Genomic DNA, 14,790 nt, shown 5'->3' with positions numbered 1-14,790 from the left:
GACGAGACCCGCTCGGTGTTCCAGGGCAAGGGTCCGCTCGTCGACGTGCTCGACAAGCCGCAGGCGAGCTTCGCGCGGGCGGTAGGCCAGGTACGCGAAGCCCTTCAGGCTGCCGCCGGCGACAATGACGGCCGCCGCATCCTGATCGTCGGCATGCGTCCGGGCGCCGGCGCATCGACGCTGGCGCTGAATCTCGCCCTCGATGCGGCGCTCGCCGGCAAGGCGGCGATCCTGGTCGATGCCGGGGTCGGCGCCGCCAATCTGACCACGACCTTCGCCAAGGATGCGCAGACGGGCCTCGCCGACATCGTCTCGGGCACCGCCGGCGTGGTGCGCGCCGCCCTGCAGGACGAAGGGACAGGATTGTTCTTCCTGCCGCGCCGCGGCCCGACCACCGCGATCACCGGGGCGAAGATCAGCCGGGAGTTCTTCGGCGCCGCGAGGCGCTTCGGGCCGATCATCGTCGACGGGGCCGCGCTCGGCAGCGACGAGCTGACCCTGCACTTCGCCGAGGCCGTCGACGACATCGTGCTGGTGCTGCGCGAGGGCGAGGTCGGCCGCGGCGACATCGAGCGTGCGGCAGAGGCGCTCGGGGCCCAGGCCGGCAAGATCCGAGGCTTCGTCGTCAATCAGGCCTGAGGAGCGGCCGGTCGGCAGCCCTCAGTTCTTGTCGGGTACGCGGTACTGCTCGTCCTGGACGCCGAATTCGGTGCCGAGCCGGCCGAGCGCGACCTGGGCATGATAGAGGCCAATGGTCAGCGAGCGGGTGTCGAGGCCGAGCATCAGCCCGCGCAGCGGCGAGGCGGCGAGCAGCATCAGGCTCTTGGCGAGCACCCGCACGCGCCCCGCCCTGCCGGGCTGGCTGCGCCGCTCGATCCGTGCCGAGATCGCGCCGTTGCGATAGCCGCGCGCCCTGATCCAGTCGGCCTCGGTGCGCCGCGCCGGCATGGTCTCGCGCTGCGCCGCCTCCTGCACCCACCAGAAGCGGAAGCCGGCAGCCATCGCCCTCCTGAAGAAGTCGCTGTCGCCGCCGCCGGTGAAGTCGAAGCTCTCGTCGAGATAGGGAAAGCCGAGGGTGTCGAGCACCTCGCGCCGGATCAGGTAGTTGGCGCTCGAATAGAGCATCGGGACCGGTCCCGATGCCGTGTAGTGCGAGCGGAAGACCGGGTGGGCCCCCAGCCAGGCGCGGGTCGGATCCTCGAAGCGCGGCGTCACCGACCCCCCGAACAGTTCGGCCGGCGCGCTCGCCGCAGCCTGCAGGAAGGCGGCGAGCCAGCCCGGCTCGGCCTCCTCGTCGTCGTCGATGCCGGCGATATGGCGCAGCGCCGGCAGCCGCGTCAGCGCGCAGCGCCAGGCGGCGTTGTAAGCCTTGCAGTTGCCCTGGCGCGGCTCGACGATGACCAGCCCCTCGAACAGCCCCTCGGCGAACAGCTCACAGGCGCGCTCGGCACCCGCGCGCTCACCGCCCTCGTTCTCGACGACGATCACCGCGAACGGGCCGGCGCCGCGCTGCGCCGCGAGCGAGCGCAAGGTCCGCTCCAGCATGTCGGGCCGCCGGAAGGTCGGAACGCAGACCACGGTCTCGACATGGGCCAGGATCTCGGGCGCCGACTGCGCCACGATCTCGAAGGTTTCGGGCGGGCCTGAACCCGGCCGCTCCGCCAGTGCCTGCTGCATCATGCGATCTTCCTCGCCCCGGCAAGAACCGACGAACAGCTCCCGGGACTTCCATTGTCGTCACGGCATCGCAGCCGATTCGCTTTAAGGTTCCGTATGCACGGCCCGGATCAGACTCGCCTCGTCGATCACATGCCGTTGAGGTTACCGGCTCTGGCGGACTTGACCCGGCGGCCGGCCTGCCCCCTTTCTCGGCCACGATCCCAGGATGCGGAAACCCGTGCGCCTTGCCTTCCTCACCACGCTGATCCCCGTCGCACGGCCCGATACCGGCTTCGAGATCGCCAATGCCGCCATCCTCGATGCGCTGCGCGCCGCCGGCCATGAGGTCACCGCCTTCGGCTTCGTGCGGCCGGGCGAGGTGCCGGCCGATCCCGGCGGCGCCGTGGTGATCGACGCGGTCGATGTCGAGAACGCCGTCGTCTCGAAGGGGCGCAAGCTGCAATGGCTGGGCAGCGCGCTCGCCGCCTCATTGCCGGTCGCCTGCGCCAAGCTCAGACTGGCGGGGCGCGGACGCTTCGTCGAGGCGGTCAAGGCGCGCGGCCCGTTCGACGCCATCGTGCTCAATTCCGTGATGCTGCCCGGCGCCTTTCCGGAGCTGACCAGGCTCGGCCCCTGCGTGCTCGTCGAGCACAATATCGAGCATGTCTCGGCACAGCAGAATGCCGACCACGCCCGCAGCCCGCTGATGCGGGCGCTGTTCGCGCGCGAGGCGCATCTGCTCGAAAAGGTCGAGCGCCGGCTCTGGCAGGAGGCCCGCTTCGTCTGGACGCTGGCCGAGGAGGATCGCGCCGCGCTCGGCCCGGAGCTGGCCGGAAAATCGGCCGTGCTGCCGCTGGTTTCGGGCGCAGAGATCGAGCCCTTGAGCATCCAGCCGGTCGCGGCGGCCCATGATGTCGGCCTGATCGGCACCTGGACCTGGGTGCCGAACTTCACCGGGCTCGACTGGTTCCTGCGCGAGGTCTGCCCGCTGCTGCCGGCCGATTTCGAGATTGCGGTCGCAGGGCGCCTGCCGCCCGACATGCCGCCCGTGCCGGAGCAGGTGAAGCCGGTCGGGCGCGTGCCGGATGCGCGCGAATTTCTGCTCTCCTGCCGGGCCCTGGCCCTGGCGAGCCGAGCCGGCACCGGCGTGCAACTGAAGACGATCGAGGCGATGCAGCTCGGCGCCCCCGCCGCGGCCACGCCGCTCTCCTGCCGCGGCTTCACCGAAATACCCGCGAACTTCCGGGTTGCGGACGACCCACGCGCCTTCGCCGCGGCGCTGGTCGAGCTGGTCACGGCGGCGCGGGCCGGCGCGAACCTGCGGCTCGACGGTGCTGCCTTCATGGCACGCCAGCGGGCGGCGCTGGCCTCGGCCCTGGAGCGCGGGCTCGCGGCTGCGGTCGGGCGCTGACTATTTCGGCTTGCTCGCGCTTTTGGGCTTGCCGCCGAGCACACCGAAGAGGGGTCCGGCGCCGATCATCACCAGGAAGACCCGGATGATGTGGTGGGCGGCGACGAACGCGACCTCGGTGTGCAGAGCGAGCGCGATCAGGCTCATCTCGGCGAGCCCGCCCGGCGAGTAGGCCAGGATCAGCGGCACCGGCTGGTAGCGCGAGACCTGCGCCACCGCGAAGGCGAAGGCCAGCGTCAGCGCGAGCAGGATCAGCGTCGACCCGGCCGAGATCACGAGGATGCGCAGGATCGCCTGCGGCGGCGTCCCGACGAAGCGGCAGCCGATGGTGACGCCGAGGATCAGCTGGGCGAGGTTGACGATCTCGAAGGGCGGGACGGAGTCGCTGAGGCCGGCGACATGCACGGCGGCCGAGACCAGCATCGGCCCGAGCAGCTGCTTGGCCGGCAGGCGCAAGGCATGGGCGAGCATGACGCCGAGCACGCCGCAGGCGACCAGCCAGAACCAGCCGAGTGCGGAGGTCTGCATCATCGAGGGGCCGGAAGTGCGGTTGATGCCGAGCGAGACGCCCTCGAGCCATTGCACGATGAAGGGCAGCGTCATCACCACGAGCAGGATGCGGGCGGAGTGGATCAGCGCGATAGTGCGCGCATCGCCGCCCTTCTCCTCGCCGGTGATCACCATCTCGACGAGACCGCCGGGCATGCCGGCGAAGAAGGCGGTAACCGGGTCATAACCGGCGACGCGGCGGAAATAGCCGACGCAGAAGAAGGCGCAGGCGGCCATGAAGAGCACGAGCCCGGCGAGCGTCGGCAGCCAGTTCGGCAATTGCGCGATCAGATCGGGCCGAAAGCCGGAGCCGAGCATGACGCCGATCACCGCCGACATGGGCGGGCGGATCACCGGCGGAGCCGCGACCGGCGCACGCGAGATCGCGGCGGCGGTGCAGAACACCATCGAGCCGAGCATCCAGGGCAAGGGCAGGCGCAGATAGGCGAACAGCCAGCCGCCGAGGATGCCGAGCGAAAGCGCGAGCAGGAAGCGCCGCCAGGGAAAGCGCCGCGGCGACAATTCGCGCACGCCGTTCGCCATGTCGGCCAGCAGATCCCGCATCGTCCCGCGTCACCTTGTCCGATCGCCGCCCGAATGCGCGATCCGCGCTGCTATACGCCACAATGGCGGCGCAGGCAGCCGCCCAGTCGAATGACGCCCCTGCCCTGAAGGCGGGGCGGCCGGACGCCAGAACAACCCTGCCATGTGCGCAGGCCCCCTGCTCCGAAACCGGCAAATCGGCGAGAGTTCCGGAACGAGACCAATAATAGGCCGCTGGCGCTGAGCCCGGCTCCGGGCTGCCATGAGCGACGACCGTCTTTCGGATCAGGAGGCCCGTGGCAGCGAGAGCGCCGGGATCGGCGAGCCCGCCCCCTCGGCGCCCGAGGAAGATCGCTGTACGGGCGGCAGCGCCGCACTCCCCGACATTCCACCTCCACCTGTCATCGCCCCGGCCGGCGGCAGCTGGCTCGCCAGGCGGCGCTCGCGCGCTGGCCTGTGGTGGCGCGGCGCCAGCCCGAACCTGCGCGGCTCGGTCTACATGCTGTCGGCGCTGCTGGTCTATGCGGTGATGGTCGGGCTGTTCAAGCATCTCGGCAGCTCGATCCCGCTGGTCGAGACGCTCATGATCCGCCAGCTGATCATGAGCCTCGTCATCGTGCTCGTCGTCGGCCGGGCGCTGCCCTCGATGCTACGCACCCGCCATCCCGGCCTGCAGATCTTCCGCGGGGTGGTGACGCTGGCCTCGATGCTCTGCGGCTTCAGTGCGCTGATCCACATCCCGCTGGCGCAGGCGACCTCGATCAGCTTCAGCCAGGTCCTGTTCGTCACCATCGCGGCGGTGCTGGTGCTCAAGGAGAAGGTCGACGGCCGGCGCTGGGCCGCGACGGTCATCGGCTTTATCGGCATCCTGATCATGCTGAACCCCTCGACCGAGGGGTTGAATTTCTGGGCGCTGATGTCGGTCGGCGGGGCGGTGTTCGGCGCCTGCATCACAGTCAGCGTCCGCATGCTCGGCACGTCGGAACGCACCGAGACGATCCTGATCTATCAGGGCCTCGTGCTGATCGTCGTCCTCGCCTGGCCGGCCTGGGCCTACTGGGTCTGGCCCAGCGCCGAGCAGTGGCTCGCGCTCGTCCTGCTCAGCCTGTTCGGCACCGCCGGGCAATGGCTGATCACCAAGGCCTATCAGGTCGGCGAGGCGGCGGCGCTCGCCCCGCTCGATTTCAGCCGGCTGCTGCTGGCGAGCTTCACCGGCTTCGTCTTCTTCGCCGAGATTCCGTCGCTCTCGACCTTCATCGGCTCGGCCATCGTCATCGGCGCGACGCTGTATACGATCCGCCGCAATGCCCGCAGCCGGGCCGAAACCGGACTCGCGCCCCCAGCCTGACGATCGCCCGCGCCGCCGCTCAACGAGGCCATGCATGACCCATCACCAGCTCGATTCCAGCCTCGCCACCTGCCATTGGGGCTATTTCGACGCGCAGCTGAAGCCTGTGCTGGAGATCGAGAGCGGCGACCGCGTCACCATCCGCACGGTGACCGGCGGGCCTGCCCATCTGCCGGACGGCAATCCGACGATCCCGCCCGAGATCCACGAGATCCATGAAAAGGCCGAGCGCATGGTGCCCGGCCACATCCTCACCGGCCCGATCGCGGTGAAGGGCGCCAGGCCCGGCCAGGTGCTCGAGGTCCAGATCCGGAGCGTGAAGCCGCGCACCGATTTCGGCTACACGATGATCCGCCCGCTCGGCGGCACGCTGCCGGAGGAGTTCGACTGCCACGCCCTGCGCTACATCCATCTCGACCGCGAGCGGAACGTCGCGAACCTGCCCTGGGGCATGGAGCTGCCCCTCGCGCCCTTCTTCGGGGTGATGGGCACCGCGCCGCCGGCGCATTGGGGGCGAGTGAGCTCGCTGATCCCGCGCGCCTTCGGCGGCAATATCGACAACAAGGAACTCGTCGCCGGTGCGACGCTCTATCTGCCCGTCTTCGTCGAGGGCGCGCTGTTCTCCTGCGGCGATGGCCATGGCGCGCAGGGCGACGGCGAGGTCTGCATCACCGCGATCGAGACGGCGCTGGAGGGCACCTTCGAATTCCACCTGCGCGAGGACCTCTCCTTCGCCATGCCGCGCGCCGAGACCCGGACCCACCACATCACCATGGGGATCGATCCCGATCTCGACATCTGCGCCAAGAACGCGCTGCGCGAGATGATCGGGCTCATCACCGAGCGAACGAAGCTCACCCGCGAGGAGGCCTATATGCTGTGCAGCCTCGCCGCCGATCTGCGCGTCACCCAGACGGTCAACGGCAACAAGGGCATCCACTGCATGCTGCCGAAGACGCTGGTGGGGTAGTTCAATTGACGCGGGTCATCCCGGCCGGAGCGCAGCGGAGAGCCGGGATCCATTCCTGAGCCTTGCCGATAAAGGTTCCGGCATGGGTCCCGGGTCTCCCTCCGGTCGCCCGGGACGACAGCGCGATTATCCAAGGGGTTGCTACAGCATCGGCAGCGAGCGCGGCCTGCGCCCGAGCGGGAAAGCGGCGTCGATCGCGGCGATATCGGCTTCGTCGAGGCGCAGCGCCAGCGCCCCGGCATTGTCCTCGGCATGAGCGGCCCTCGCCGCCTTCGGGATCGCGAACACCTGATGGCGCCGGGTCAGGAAGGCAAGCGCGACCTGGCGCGGGCCCGCGCCATGCTTCGCCGCGATCTGCGCCAGCACCCGCCCCTGCGCCGAGCCGGGCTCCGGGAAATCATCCTGCCCGAACGGGCTATAGGCGGTGACCGCGACGCCGTTCTTCTCGCACCAGGGGATGACGGCATGCTCGATCGCCCGCTCGCGCAGATGGTAGAGCACCTGATTGCAAGCGATCCTGCCCGGCCCGGCCAGCTCCAGCGCCTCGTCGAGGTCGTCGACGTCGAAGTTGCTGACGCCCCAGGAGCGGATCTTGCCCTCTTCCCGCAACGCCTCGAAGGCGGCGAAGGTCTCTTCCAGCGGGTAGGAGCCGCGCCAGTGCAGCAGGTAGCAGTCGAGCCGGTCGGTGCCGAGCCGCTGCAGCGAGCGCTCGCAGGCGGCGCGCGTGCCGGCACGCGAGGCATTGTGCGGCAGGACCTTGGAAACCAGGAAGACCGCGTCGCGCCGGCCCGAGATCGCCTCGCCGACGATCTCCTCGGAACGGCCGTCGCCATACATCTCGGCGGTATCGATATGCGTCAGCCCGAGATCGAGCCCGCGCCGCAGCGCCGCGACCGCCGCCTTGCGCTCGGAGAGCTCGATGTTCCAGCTACCCTGGCCGATCACGGAAACCCGCTGGCCGCCCTGTCCGAAAGCTCTCTCCATAGATTCAGCTCCCTTCGATCGCCGGGCATCCTATCGGATACGCTCTGGCGATCTCATTCCTTGTTGGGGCATCGGATTCGTCCGAAAAGTGGATTCCACTTTTCGGTCCGATGCTCTGGGTTCAGCGGACCTCGATCTCGAAGCGGCCGTCGCGAACCTCGCCATCGGCGTAGCGCACCTTGACCTCGAAGCTATCGCGCCCGCGGTAATCCGGCCGCGAGGTGTATTCGAAGGCGAGCGAGTTGCCGACCCGCCCATCGCAATGGGCATAGGGACCGGGGCCGTAGACCGCTTCGGCCTTGCGCGTCGCCATCCTGACCTTGCCGTGCTCGGGGTCGCGGGTCAGCACGGCGGTCGGCCGCTTCCCCTGCCGGCAACTTTTGTCCATGGTCATGTAGGTCTGCTGCAGGAAGGTCGGCTGGCCGGCGCGGACGCGGTCGATGCCGTCGGCGGCCTGGCCGGGCGCGTCGCCGGAGGTCACGCAGCCGCCGAGCATGCCGCACAGGAGGACGATGCCGAGGGTGGTCAATCCGGCAACTGGCATGGCTCTCCTCGGCACAGGCGGCAGGCAGGTTCGGACAATAGAGAGGCTCGGGCCGACCTCAAACCGGCGGGGTGCCGTTGGCCTGGAGCACCTCGCCGGCGAGGTAGAGCGAGCCGCAGATCAAAATGCGCGGCGGCACGGGCCAGTGCCGCGCGGCGATCTCGCGCAGCGCCTGCTCGACCGAACCCGTGGCCTCCGCCCTGAGCCCGGCAGAACGGGCGAGCTCCGCCACCTCCTCGGCCGGGCGGGCGGCGAGCTGGTTCTGCATCGGCACGGCGAAGAGCGCATGCGCCAAGCCCTTGAAATGGCCGAGCGTGGCGCGGCCGTCCTTGGTCGAGAGCAGGCCGGTGATCATCACCAGCGGCGCCGGGTTCTTCTCTTCGAGATCGGCCATGGCCTGGGCGAGCACGCGCCCGCCATCGGGATTATGGCCGCCATCGAGCCAGAGCTCGGCGCCGGCGGGCACGAGTTCGGCAAGGTGGCCGCGCGCCAGCCGCTGCAGCCGTGCCGGCCATTCGGCCTCGGTCATGCCGCGCTCGAAGGCCGCCGCCGGGAGGCCACCATAGCCGGCGGCGCGCAGCGCCGCGATCGCGGTGCCGGCATTGATGTGCTGGTGGCGCCCGGCGAGACGCGGCAGGGGCAGATCGAGCAGGCCATCGCCATCCTCGTAGACCAGCCTTCCGCCATCCTCATGGACGTTGAAGTCCTGCGCACCGATCAGGATCTTCGAGGCGCCGGCACGTTCGGCGGCGGCCTCCAGCACGGCGGTCGGCTCGGGCTCCTGCGGCGCGATCACGGCGGGTGCGCCGCGCTTGAAGATGCCGGCCTTCTCGCCGGCGATCTTGGTCACGGTGTCGCCGAGATATTCGGAATGGTCGAGCGAGACCGGGGTGACCACCGTGCAGGCCGGATGGTCGATGACATTGGTGGTGTCGTAGCGCCCGCCGAGCCCGACCTCGAGCAGCACGACATCCGCCTTGTGCTCGGAGAACAGCAGCAGTGCCGCCGAGGTGGTGATTTCGAAGAAGGTGATGGAATCGCCGGCATTGGCGCGCTCGCAGCGCTCCAGCGCCTCGACCAGCACGTCCTCGTCGACGAAGCGGCCGCCGCCGGGCCGGCCGAGCCTTATGCGCTCATGGAAGCGCACCAGATGCGGCGAGGTGTAGACGTGGACGCTGAGGCCGGCCGCCTCGAGGATCGCCCGCATGAAGGCGATGGTCGAGCCCTTGCCATTGGTGCCGGCGACATGGATCACCGGCGGCAGGCGCTTCTGCGGATCGCCGAGGCGCTCGAGCAGGCGCAATATGCGGCCGAGCGAGAGGTCGATCAGCTTGGGATGCAGCGCCAGGAAGCGCGCCAGCAGCAGGTCGGATGTGCTCATGCGGCTCCGGCCCCCCGGCCGGCGAAAGCATCGCGCCGGTGCGGAGCGGCTGCCGGCGTTTCCCGATGCGTCGTGGGAAAGTTCAGTTGGCCTCGTGAACGAGCGGCTCGGCTTCCGCGGTCGCGTTCGCTCCCGGGGCCGGCTGCTTCGTCAGGAAGCGGGCGAGCCTTGCCAGCGTCGCCGGGATGTCGTGGCGGTGGACGACCATGTCGACCATGCCGTGATCCCTGAGATATTCCGAGCGCTGGAAACCCTCCGGCAGCTTCTCGCGGATGGTCTGCTCGATGACGCGCGGGCCGGCGAAGCCGATCAGCGCGCCGGGCTCGGCGATGTGGATGTCACCGAGCATCGCATAGGAGGCGGTGACGCCGCCCGTGGTCGGATTGGTCAGGACGACGAAATAGGGCAGGCCTGCCTTCTGCAAACGCCGGATCGCGACCGTGGTGCGCGGCAGCTGCATCAGCGAGAGGATGCCCTCCTGCATGCGCGCGCCGCCCGAGGCGGCGAAGACGACATAGGGGGTCTTCTTCTCGAGCGCAGTCTCGGCGCCCTTGATGAAGGCCTCGCCCGCCGCCATGCCGAGCGAGCCGCCCATGAAGTGGAAGTCCTGCACCGCGACGGTCATCGGCAGGCCCTGGACCCGGCCATAGCCGACCTTGAAGGCGTCCGCAGCGCCGGTCTTGGCGCGGGCATCCTTCAGCCGGTCGACATAGCGCTTCTCGTCCCGGAACTTCAGCGGGTCGACGGCGGCCTCAGGCAGCGCCACGTCGAGCCATTTGCCCTCGTCGAAGGTCAGGCGCAGGCGGTCCGGCGCCTTGACGCGGAGATGATGGTCCGAGCCGGGAATGACGAAGCCATTGGCCTCGACATCCTTGTGGAAGACCATCTGCCCGGAATCCGGGCACTTGATCCAGAGATTCTCCGGGCTCTCGCGCTTGAACAGCGTCTTGATGCGCGGGCGAACGACTTCGGAAATCCAGTTCATCGGACCATCCTCGAATTCAGCGGGAGCTGCTAGCGGCTCAGGCCGCAGCTTTTGCGACCGAACGGACACCGGCAGCGAGCTCGGCGACCAGCGAGGTGACAGCCGAAACCGTCTTTTCCGTGGCCTTGCCCTCGGCATCGAGCGAGAGGCGGACGCGCTCGACCAGCGACGAGCCGACGACGACGCCATCGGCACCGCGCGCGATCGCAGCCGCATCGGCGGCGGTCTTGACGCCGAAGCCGACCGCGACCGGCAGGGCGGTGTGCTGCTTGATCCGCGCCACCGCCTCGCCGACCGCGTCGTAATTGGCGATGGTGCCGCCAGTGACGCCGGTCATCGAGACGTAATAGACGAAGCCCGAGGTGTTCTGCAGCACGCGCGGCAGGCGCTTGTCATCGGTGGTCGGCGTCGCCAGGCGGATGAAGCTGAGGCCGGCGGCGAGCGCCGGCAGGCAGAGCTCGGCATCCTCTTCCGGCGGCAGGTCGACGACGATCAGCCCGTCGACGCCGGCGGCGCGCGCATCGGTGAGGAAGCGCTCGACGCCATAGGCCCAGATCGGATTGTAGTAGCCCATCAGCACGATCGGCGTGTCGTGGCCGGCCTTGCGGAAGCCCTCGACCATGGCGAGCGTCTTCTTCAGGGTCTGCCCGCCCTTGAGCGCGCGCTGGCCGGCGAGCTGGACGGGGATGCCATCCGCCATCGGGTCGGTGAAGGGCACGCCGAGCTCGATGATGTCGGCGCCCGCAGCCGGAAGGGCGTGCAGGATCGCACTCGCCGTGTCGAAATCCGGATCGCCGGCCGTGACGAACGTCACGAGCGCGGCCCGGCCTTCCGTGGCGCAGGCGGCAAAGCGGTTCTCGATACGGGTCTGGCCGGTCTGTGTCATGGCGCTGCGGTTAGCATGGCCGGGCCCGGCTGGCGAGAGGGCGCGGGCTCAGCCCCGCCCTGCAGGGGCGACGCGGTCCCGGCCGAGCGCTTCGGCGCCGCTCCTCACGCCGGCCGGCGTCAGGCGAACTTGGCGCCGCGCTCCGCCAGCAGGGCCCGCAGCACCGAGCGGTGGCAATGCGCCTCGACCTCGCAATAGCAGCCGACCGAAAAGTCGCTGTCATGCGACAGGGTCGCCAGCAGGTCGAGCGCATGGCGCGGCGCCGGCTCGGCCATCTCGGCCTTGAAGGCGCGGGTGAAGCCGGCCCAGTCCTTCTCCGTCTCGGCCGCCTTGGCCTGCGCCATCAACTCCGGCGTCGGCGACAGCAGCGGAAACCAGACATCGAACCAGTTTTCTCTGGCATAGCGCTCCTTCGGCACGCCGCGCGGCACGCGCCGGACCGTGCCGATGCGCGTGCCCTCGCCGGCTTCGCGCGCCGTTCCCAGCCGAACGATACGAACACTCACGGGCTCGTCCTTTCAATCAGCCGGGCAGAACTGCTCATGGCCCGTCATGGCGGCATGCCTAGCACGAAGCAAGGATGGCCGCGGTACGGGTTGCGTAGCGCGGCCACCGTCTCATCGCATGGCAGGAGCGCCGGCGCGCCTCCGCTCGGCTATTTCTCGATGCGCCAGACCGTGCGCAGCGCCGCGCTGACCGTGATCTCGCCGGGCTCGACCGCCATCGGCGCCCCAGCGGCCGCCATGCGATAGGCCCGGACATCGCCCATCGGACGGATCGGCGGCTCGGCCTCGGCCTCGACGATCGAGACGAGCTCGCCGACCTTGACGCCGAGCTTGTCAGCATAGAGCGAGGCACGGGCCCGCGCCGCCTCGGCCGCCTTCTGGCGCGCCGCGTCCTTGGCGGTGTCCTCGTTGGCGAGACCGAACATGATCCCCGACATCTCGTTGGCGCCGGCTGTGGCGAGTGCGTCGATCAGCGGCCCGGCCTTGGCGATGTCGCGCACGATGACGGTCAACCCGGTGCGGGCCTCGTAGCCGTCGATCTTCGGCGCGCGCGGCTGCGGCGAGGAGGAGGCGGAGGGCTGCGTCATGCGCGGCACCAGCGCCACCTGCGAGGTCCTGACGTCGCCCGCGGCGATACCGGCCGCCTTCACGGCCTCGACGAGCTTCGCCAGCGCGGGGGTGTTCTTCGCCAGCGCCTCGGCGGCGGTCTTGCCCTCGCTGACGATCCCGGCCTGGATCGTCGCGAGATCCGGCTTCACCCTGACTTCGCCCTCGGTGCGGATGACGATGCCTTCGGCCGGAGCCAGCGGGCCGGCAGTCTGGGCCTGAACGGGGGCGGAAAGCGCCGCGAGCGCGGCGATGAGCAGGGCCTTCTTGGTCTTCGACATGATCGTCCTTCGCTGGCATGGTCCGCAGAAGCGGCTCCGCCTCTGCGCCCAGACCATGCGCAAGCTAATGGGGCAGCATCAGGACGATGCAAAGCATTTCGCGCTTCTCCGAAGCGCGAAATGCTCTAGCTCTTTGTTTTATCGCATTTTCTTCATGCGAACCGGTGTCCACTTCGCTTGAAAATGCTCAGGTCACCGCGCCGCCAGAATCTCCGCTACCTGCGGGATATCCTTGTCCCCACGGCCGGAGAGGTTGACGACCATCAGGTGGTCCTTCGGCTTCTTCGGCGCGAGCTCGGCGACGCGCGCCAGCGCATGCGCCGATTCCAGCGCCGGGATGATGCCCTCGAGCTTGGAGATCAGCTGGAAGGCCTCGAGCGCCTCCTCGTCCGTCGCCGAGAGATAGGTGGCGCGGCCGATATCGTGCAGCCAGGAATGCTCCGGGCCGATACCGGGATAGTCGAGCCCGGCCGAGATCGAATGGGCGTCGTTGATCTGCCCGTCCTCGTTCATCAGCAGATAGGTGCGGTTGCCGTGCAGCACGCCGGGGCGCCCGCCGGTGAGCGAGGCCGCATGCAGGCCCGAGGGAATGCCGTGGCCGGCCGCCTCGACGCCGTAGATCTCAACGCTCTTGTCGTCGAGGAAGGGGTGGAACAGGCCCATCGCATTCGAGCCGCCGCCGATGCAGGCGATCAGCGAATCCGGCAGGCGGCCCTCCAGCTCCAGCATCTGCTCGCGCGTCTCCTTGCCGATGATCGACTGGAAGTCGCGCACCATGGCCGGATAGGGATGCGGGCCGGCGACGGTGCCGATGCAGTAGAAGGTCGACGCGACATTGGTCACCCAGTCGCGCAGCGCCTCGTTCATCGCGTCCTTGAGGGTCTTGGTGCCGGATTCGACCGGCACGACGGTGGCGCCCAGCATCTGCATGCGGAAGACGTTCGGCGCCTGCCGGGCGACGTCGACCGCGCCCATATAGACGATGCATTCGAGGCCGTAGCGGGCGCAGAGCGTCGCCGTCGCGACGCCGTGCTGCCCGGCGCCGGTCTCGGCGATGATGCGCTTCTTGCCCATGCGCCGCGCCAGCAGGATCTGGCCGAGCACGTTGTTCACCTTGTGCGAGCCGGTGTGGTTCAGCTCCTCGCGCTTCAGATAGATCTTGGCGCCGCCGAAATGCTCGGTGAGACGCTCGGCGAGATAGAGCGGCGAGGGCCGGCCGACATAGTGCTTCAGCCCGTTCGCAGTCTCCGCATGATAGGCGGGATCGGCCTTGGCTGCGGTGTAGGCCGCCTCCAGCTCGAGGATCAGCGGCATCAGCGTCTCGGCGACGAAGCGCCCGCCGAACTGGCCGAAGCGGCCGTTCTCGTCCGGGCCGTTCCGGAAGCTGTTCGGTGCGTGCGGCGCGTTCATGCCTTGCCTGCCTTCTTCAACATGTCGTCGTTCAATGCCTGGGCGGCCGCACGGGCAGCCCTGACGAATTCCGCGATCCGATCGACATCCTTGACGCCCGGCGCGCTTTCGACCCCGGAGGAGACGTCGACGCCGGACGGCCTCGCGGTGCGGATCGCCTCCGCGACATTCGCCGGATCGAGCCCGCCCGATAGCATGAAGCGGAAAGCCGGGTCGAGGCCGGCGAGCAGCGCCCAGTCGAAGGGCCGGCCATGGCCGCCGGGATAGGCTGCGTCCTTGGGCGGCTTGGCATCGAGCAGGATCATGTCGGCGCTGCCGGCATAGGGCTCGATGCGCTGAAGATCGGCAGCGGTCGCGATACCCAGCGCCTTCAATGCCGGCAGTCCGGTCGCAGCCTTGATCGCCCTGACGGCGTCGGGCGTCTCGCTGCCATGGAGCTGCAGCCAGTCGGGTTGCAGGAGCTGCGCGAGTTCGGCCGCCTTGGCAGGCTCGATATCGACCGTCAGCGCCACGATCTCAGCCTTGCCGCGCGCCTGCGCCGCAAGCCGAGAGGCCAGGTCCGGCATGACGAAGCGCGGGCTCTTCGGGTGAAAGACGAGACCGATCATGTCGGCGCCGGCGGCAAGCGCCGCTTCGAGCGTCTCTGGGGTGGAGAGGCCACAGATCTTGATCGGGAACGAGGCTTGGGCGCGCGTCATTGCGGGGCTTTAGCACAAACGCGCCCGCC

General features: G+C 69.2%; 15 protein-coding genes. 4 read left to right on the top strand and 11 right to left on the bottom strand.

Annotated elements, in window-relative coordinates; all coding sequences use genetic code 11:
- The coding region (locus tag RKE40_RS28340; RefSeq protein ID WP_316021506.1) for a P-loop NTPase family protein at positions 1-639 on the top strand (639 nt) is incomplete at its 5' end.
- A gap of 21 nt (positions 640-660) precedes the next feature.
- On the opposite strand, the gene RKE40_RS28335 is transcribed toward RKE40_RS28340, so the two are convergent.
- Positions 661-1,680 carry a glycosyltransferase family 2 protein gene (locus RKE40_RS28335; protein ID WP_316021505.1) on the bottom strand — a complete coding sequence of 340 codons (1,020 nt, stop codon included), beginning with the start codon at positions 1,678-1,680 and terminating at the stop codon, positions 661-663.
- 205 nt (positions 1,681-1,885) lie between these two features.
- On the opposite strand from RKE40_RS28335, the gene RKE40_RS28330 reads away from it, so the two are divergent.
- The gene (locus RKE40_RS28330) at positions 1,886-3,070 is read left to right on the top strand and encodes a glycosyltransferase (RefSeq protein WP_316021504.1); all 1,185 of its coding nucleotides are present in this window, start codon (positions 1,886-1,888) and stop codon (positions 3,068-3,070) included.
- On the opposite strand, the gene RKE40_RS28325 is transcribed toward RKE40_RS28330, so the two are convergent.
- Positions 3,071-4,183: an AbrB family transcriptional regulator gene (locus tag RKE40_RS28325; RefSeq protein ID WP_316021503.1), complete on the bottom strand. Its 1,113-nt coding sequence runs from the start codon at positions 4,181-4,183 to the stop codon at positions 3,071-3,073.
- 241 nt (positions 4,184-4,424) lie between these two features.
- Between RKE40_RS28325 and RKE40_RS28320 the strand changes: the two genes are divergently transcribed.
- On the top strand, positions 4,425-5,510 hold the full coding sequence (locus RKE40_RS28320) for a DMT family transporter (RefSeq protein ID WP_316021502.1): 1,086 nt from the start codon (positions 4,425-4,427) through the stop codon (positions 5,508-5,510).
- 34 nt (positions 5,511-5,544) lie between these two features.
- A complete protein-coding gene (locus RKE40_RS28315) occupies positions 5,545-6,480 on the top strand; it encodes an acetamidase/formamidase family protein (RefSeq protein ID WP_316021501.1) in 936 nt (311 codons plus the stop codon).
- A gap of 141 nt (positions 6,481-6,621) precedes the next feature.
- Here the strand turns inward: RKE40_RS28315 and RKE40_RS28310 are convergent, their stop codons facing one another.
- From RKE40_RS28310 to RKE40_RS28270, 9 genes are all read right to left on the bottom strand, one after another.
- Positions 6,622-7,464, bottom strand: coding sequence for an aldo/keto reductase (locus RKE40_RS28310; protein ID WP_316021500.1), 843 nt, complete (start codon positions 7,462-7,464; stop codon positions 6,622-6,624).
- Between the two features lie 121 nt (positions 7,465-7,585).
- Entirely contained in the window at positions 7,586-8,008 is a 423-nt protein-coding gene (locus RKE40_RS28305; protein ID WP_316021499.1) for a hypothetical protein, read from the bottom strand.
- 58 nt (positions 8,009-8,066) lie between these two features.
- Positions 8,067-9,389: a bifunctional folylpolyglutamate synthase/dihydrofolate synthase gene (locus tag RKE40_RS28300; protein ID WP_316021498.1), complete on the bottom strand. Its 1,323-nt coding sequence runs from the start codon at positions 9,387-9,389 to the stop codon at positions 8,067-8,069.
- An 82-nt stretch (positions 9,390-9,471) separates the two neighbouring features.
- Positions 9,472-10,374: an acetyl-CoA carboxylase, carboxyltransferase subunit beta gene (gene accD, locus RKE40_RS28295; RefSeq protein WP_316021497.1), complete on the bottom strand. Its 903-nt coding sequence runs from the start codon at positions 10,372-10,374 to the stop codon at positions 9,472-9,474.
- A 37-nt stretch (positions 10,375-10,411) separates the two neighbouring features.
- Positions 10,412-11,260 (bottom strand): tryptophan synthase subunit alpha, encoded by an 849-nt coding sequence (gene trpA / locus RKE40_RS28290; RefSeq protein WP_316021496.1) that lies wholly within the window; start codon positions 11,258-11,260, stop codon positions 10,412-10,414.
- Positions 11,261-11,379: 119 nt separating this feature from the next.
- The gene (locus tag RKE40_RS28285; RefSeq protein ID WP_316021495.1) at positions 11,380-11,766 is read right to left on the bottom strand and encodes a DUF488 domain-containing protein; all 387 of its coding nucleotides are present in this window, start codon (positions 11,764-11,766) and stop codon (positions 11,380-11,382) included.
- A gap of 149 nt (positions 11,767-11,915) precedes the next feature.
- Positions 11,916-12,653 carry an SIMPL domain-containing protein gene (locus RKE40_RS28280; RefSeq protein ID WP_316021494.1) on the bottom strand — a complete coding sequence of 246 codons (738 nt, stop codon included), beginning with the start codon at positions 12,651-12,653 and terminating at the stop codon, positions 11,916-11,918.
- A gap of 192 nt (positions 12,654-12,845) precedes the next feature.
- Positions 12,846-14,063: a tryptophan synthase subunit beta gene (gene trpB / locus RKE40_RS28275; RefSeq protein WP_316021493.1), complete on the bottom strand. Its 1,218-nt coding sequence runs from the start codon at positions 14,061-14,063 to the stop codon at positions 12,846-12,848.
- Entirely contained in the window at positions 14,060-14,761 is a 702-nt protein-coding gene (locus RKE40_RS28270; RefSeq protein WP_316021492.1) for a phosphoribosylanthranilate isomerase, read from the bottom strand. Before RKE40_RS28270 ends, trpB begins: the two co-directional genes overlap by 4 nt.
- Positions 14,762-14,790 lie beyond the last annotated feature (29 nt).

Source organism: Allobosea rubneri (assembly GCF_032464875.1).
GTDB classification, from domain to species: Bacteria; Pseudomonadota; Alphaproteobacteria; order Rhizobiales; family Beijerinckiaceae; genus Allobosea; species Allobosea rubneri.
Note: the sequence above shows the minus strand (reverse complement) of the source record. Positions and strands in the feature narration are given on the sequence as shown.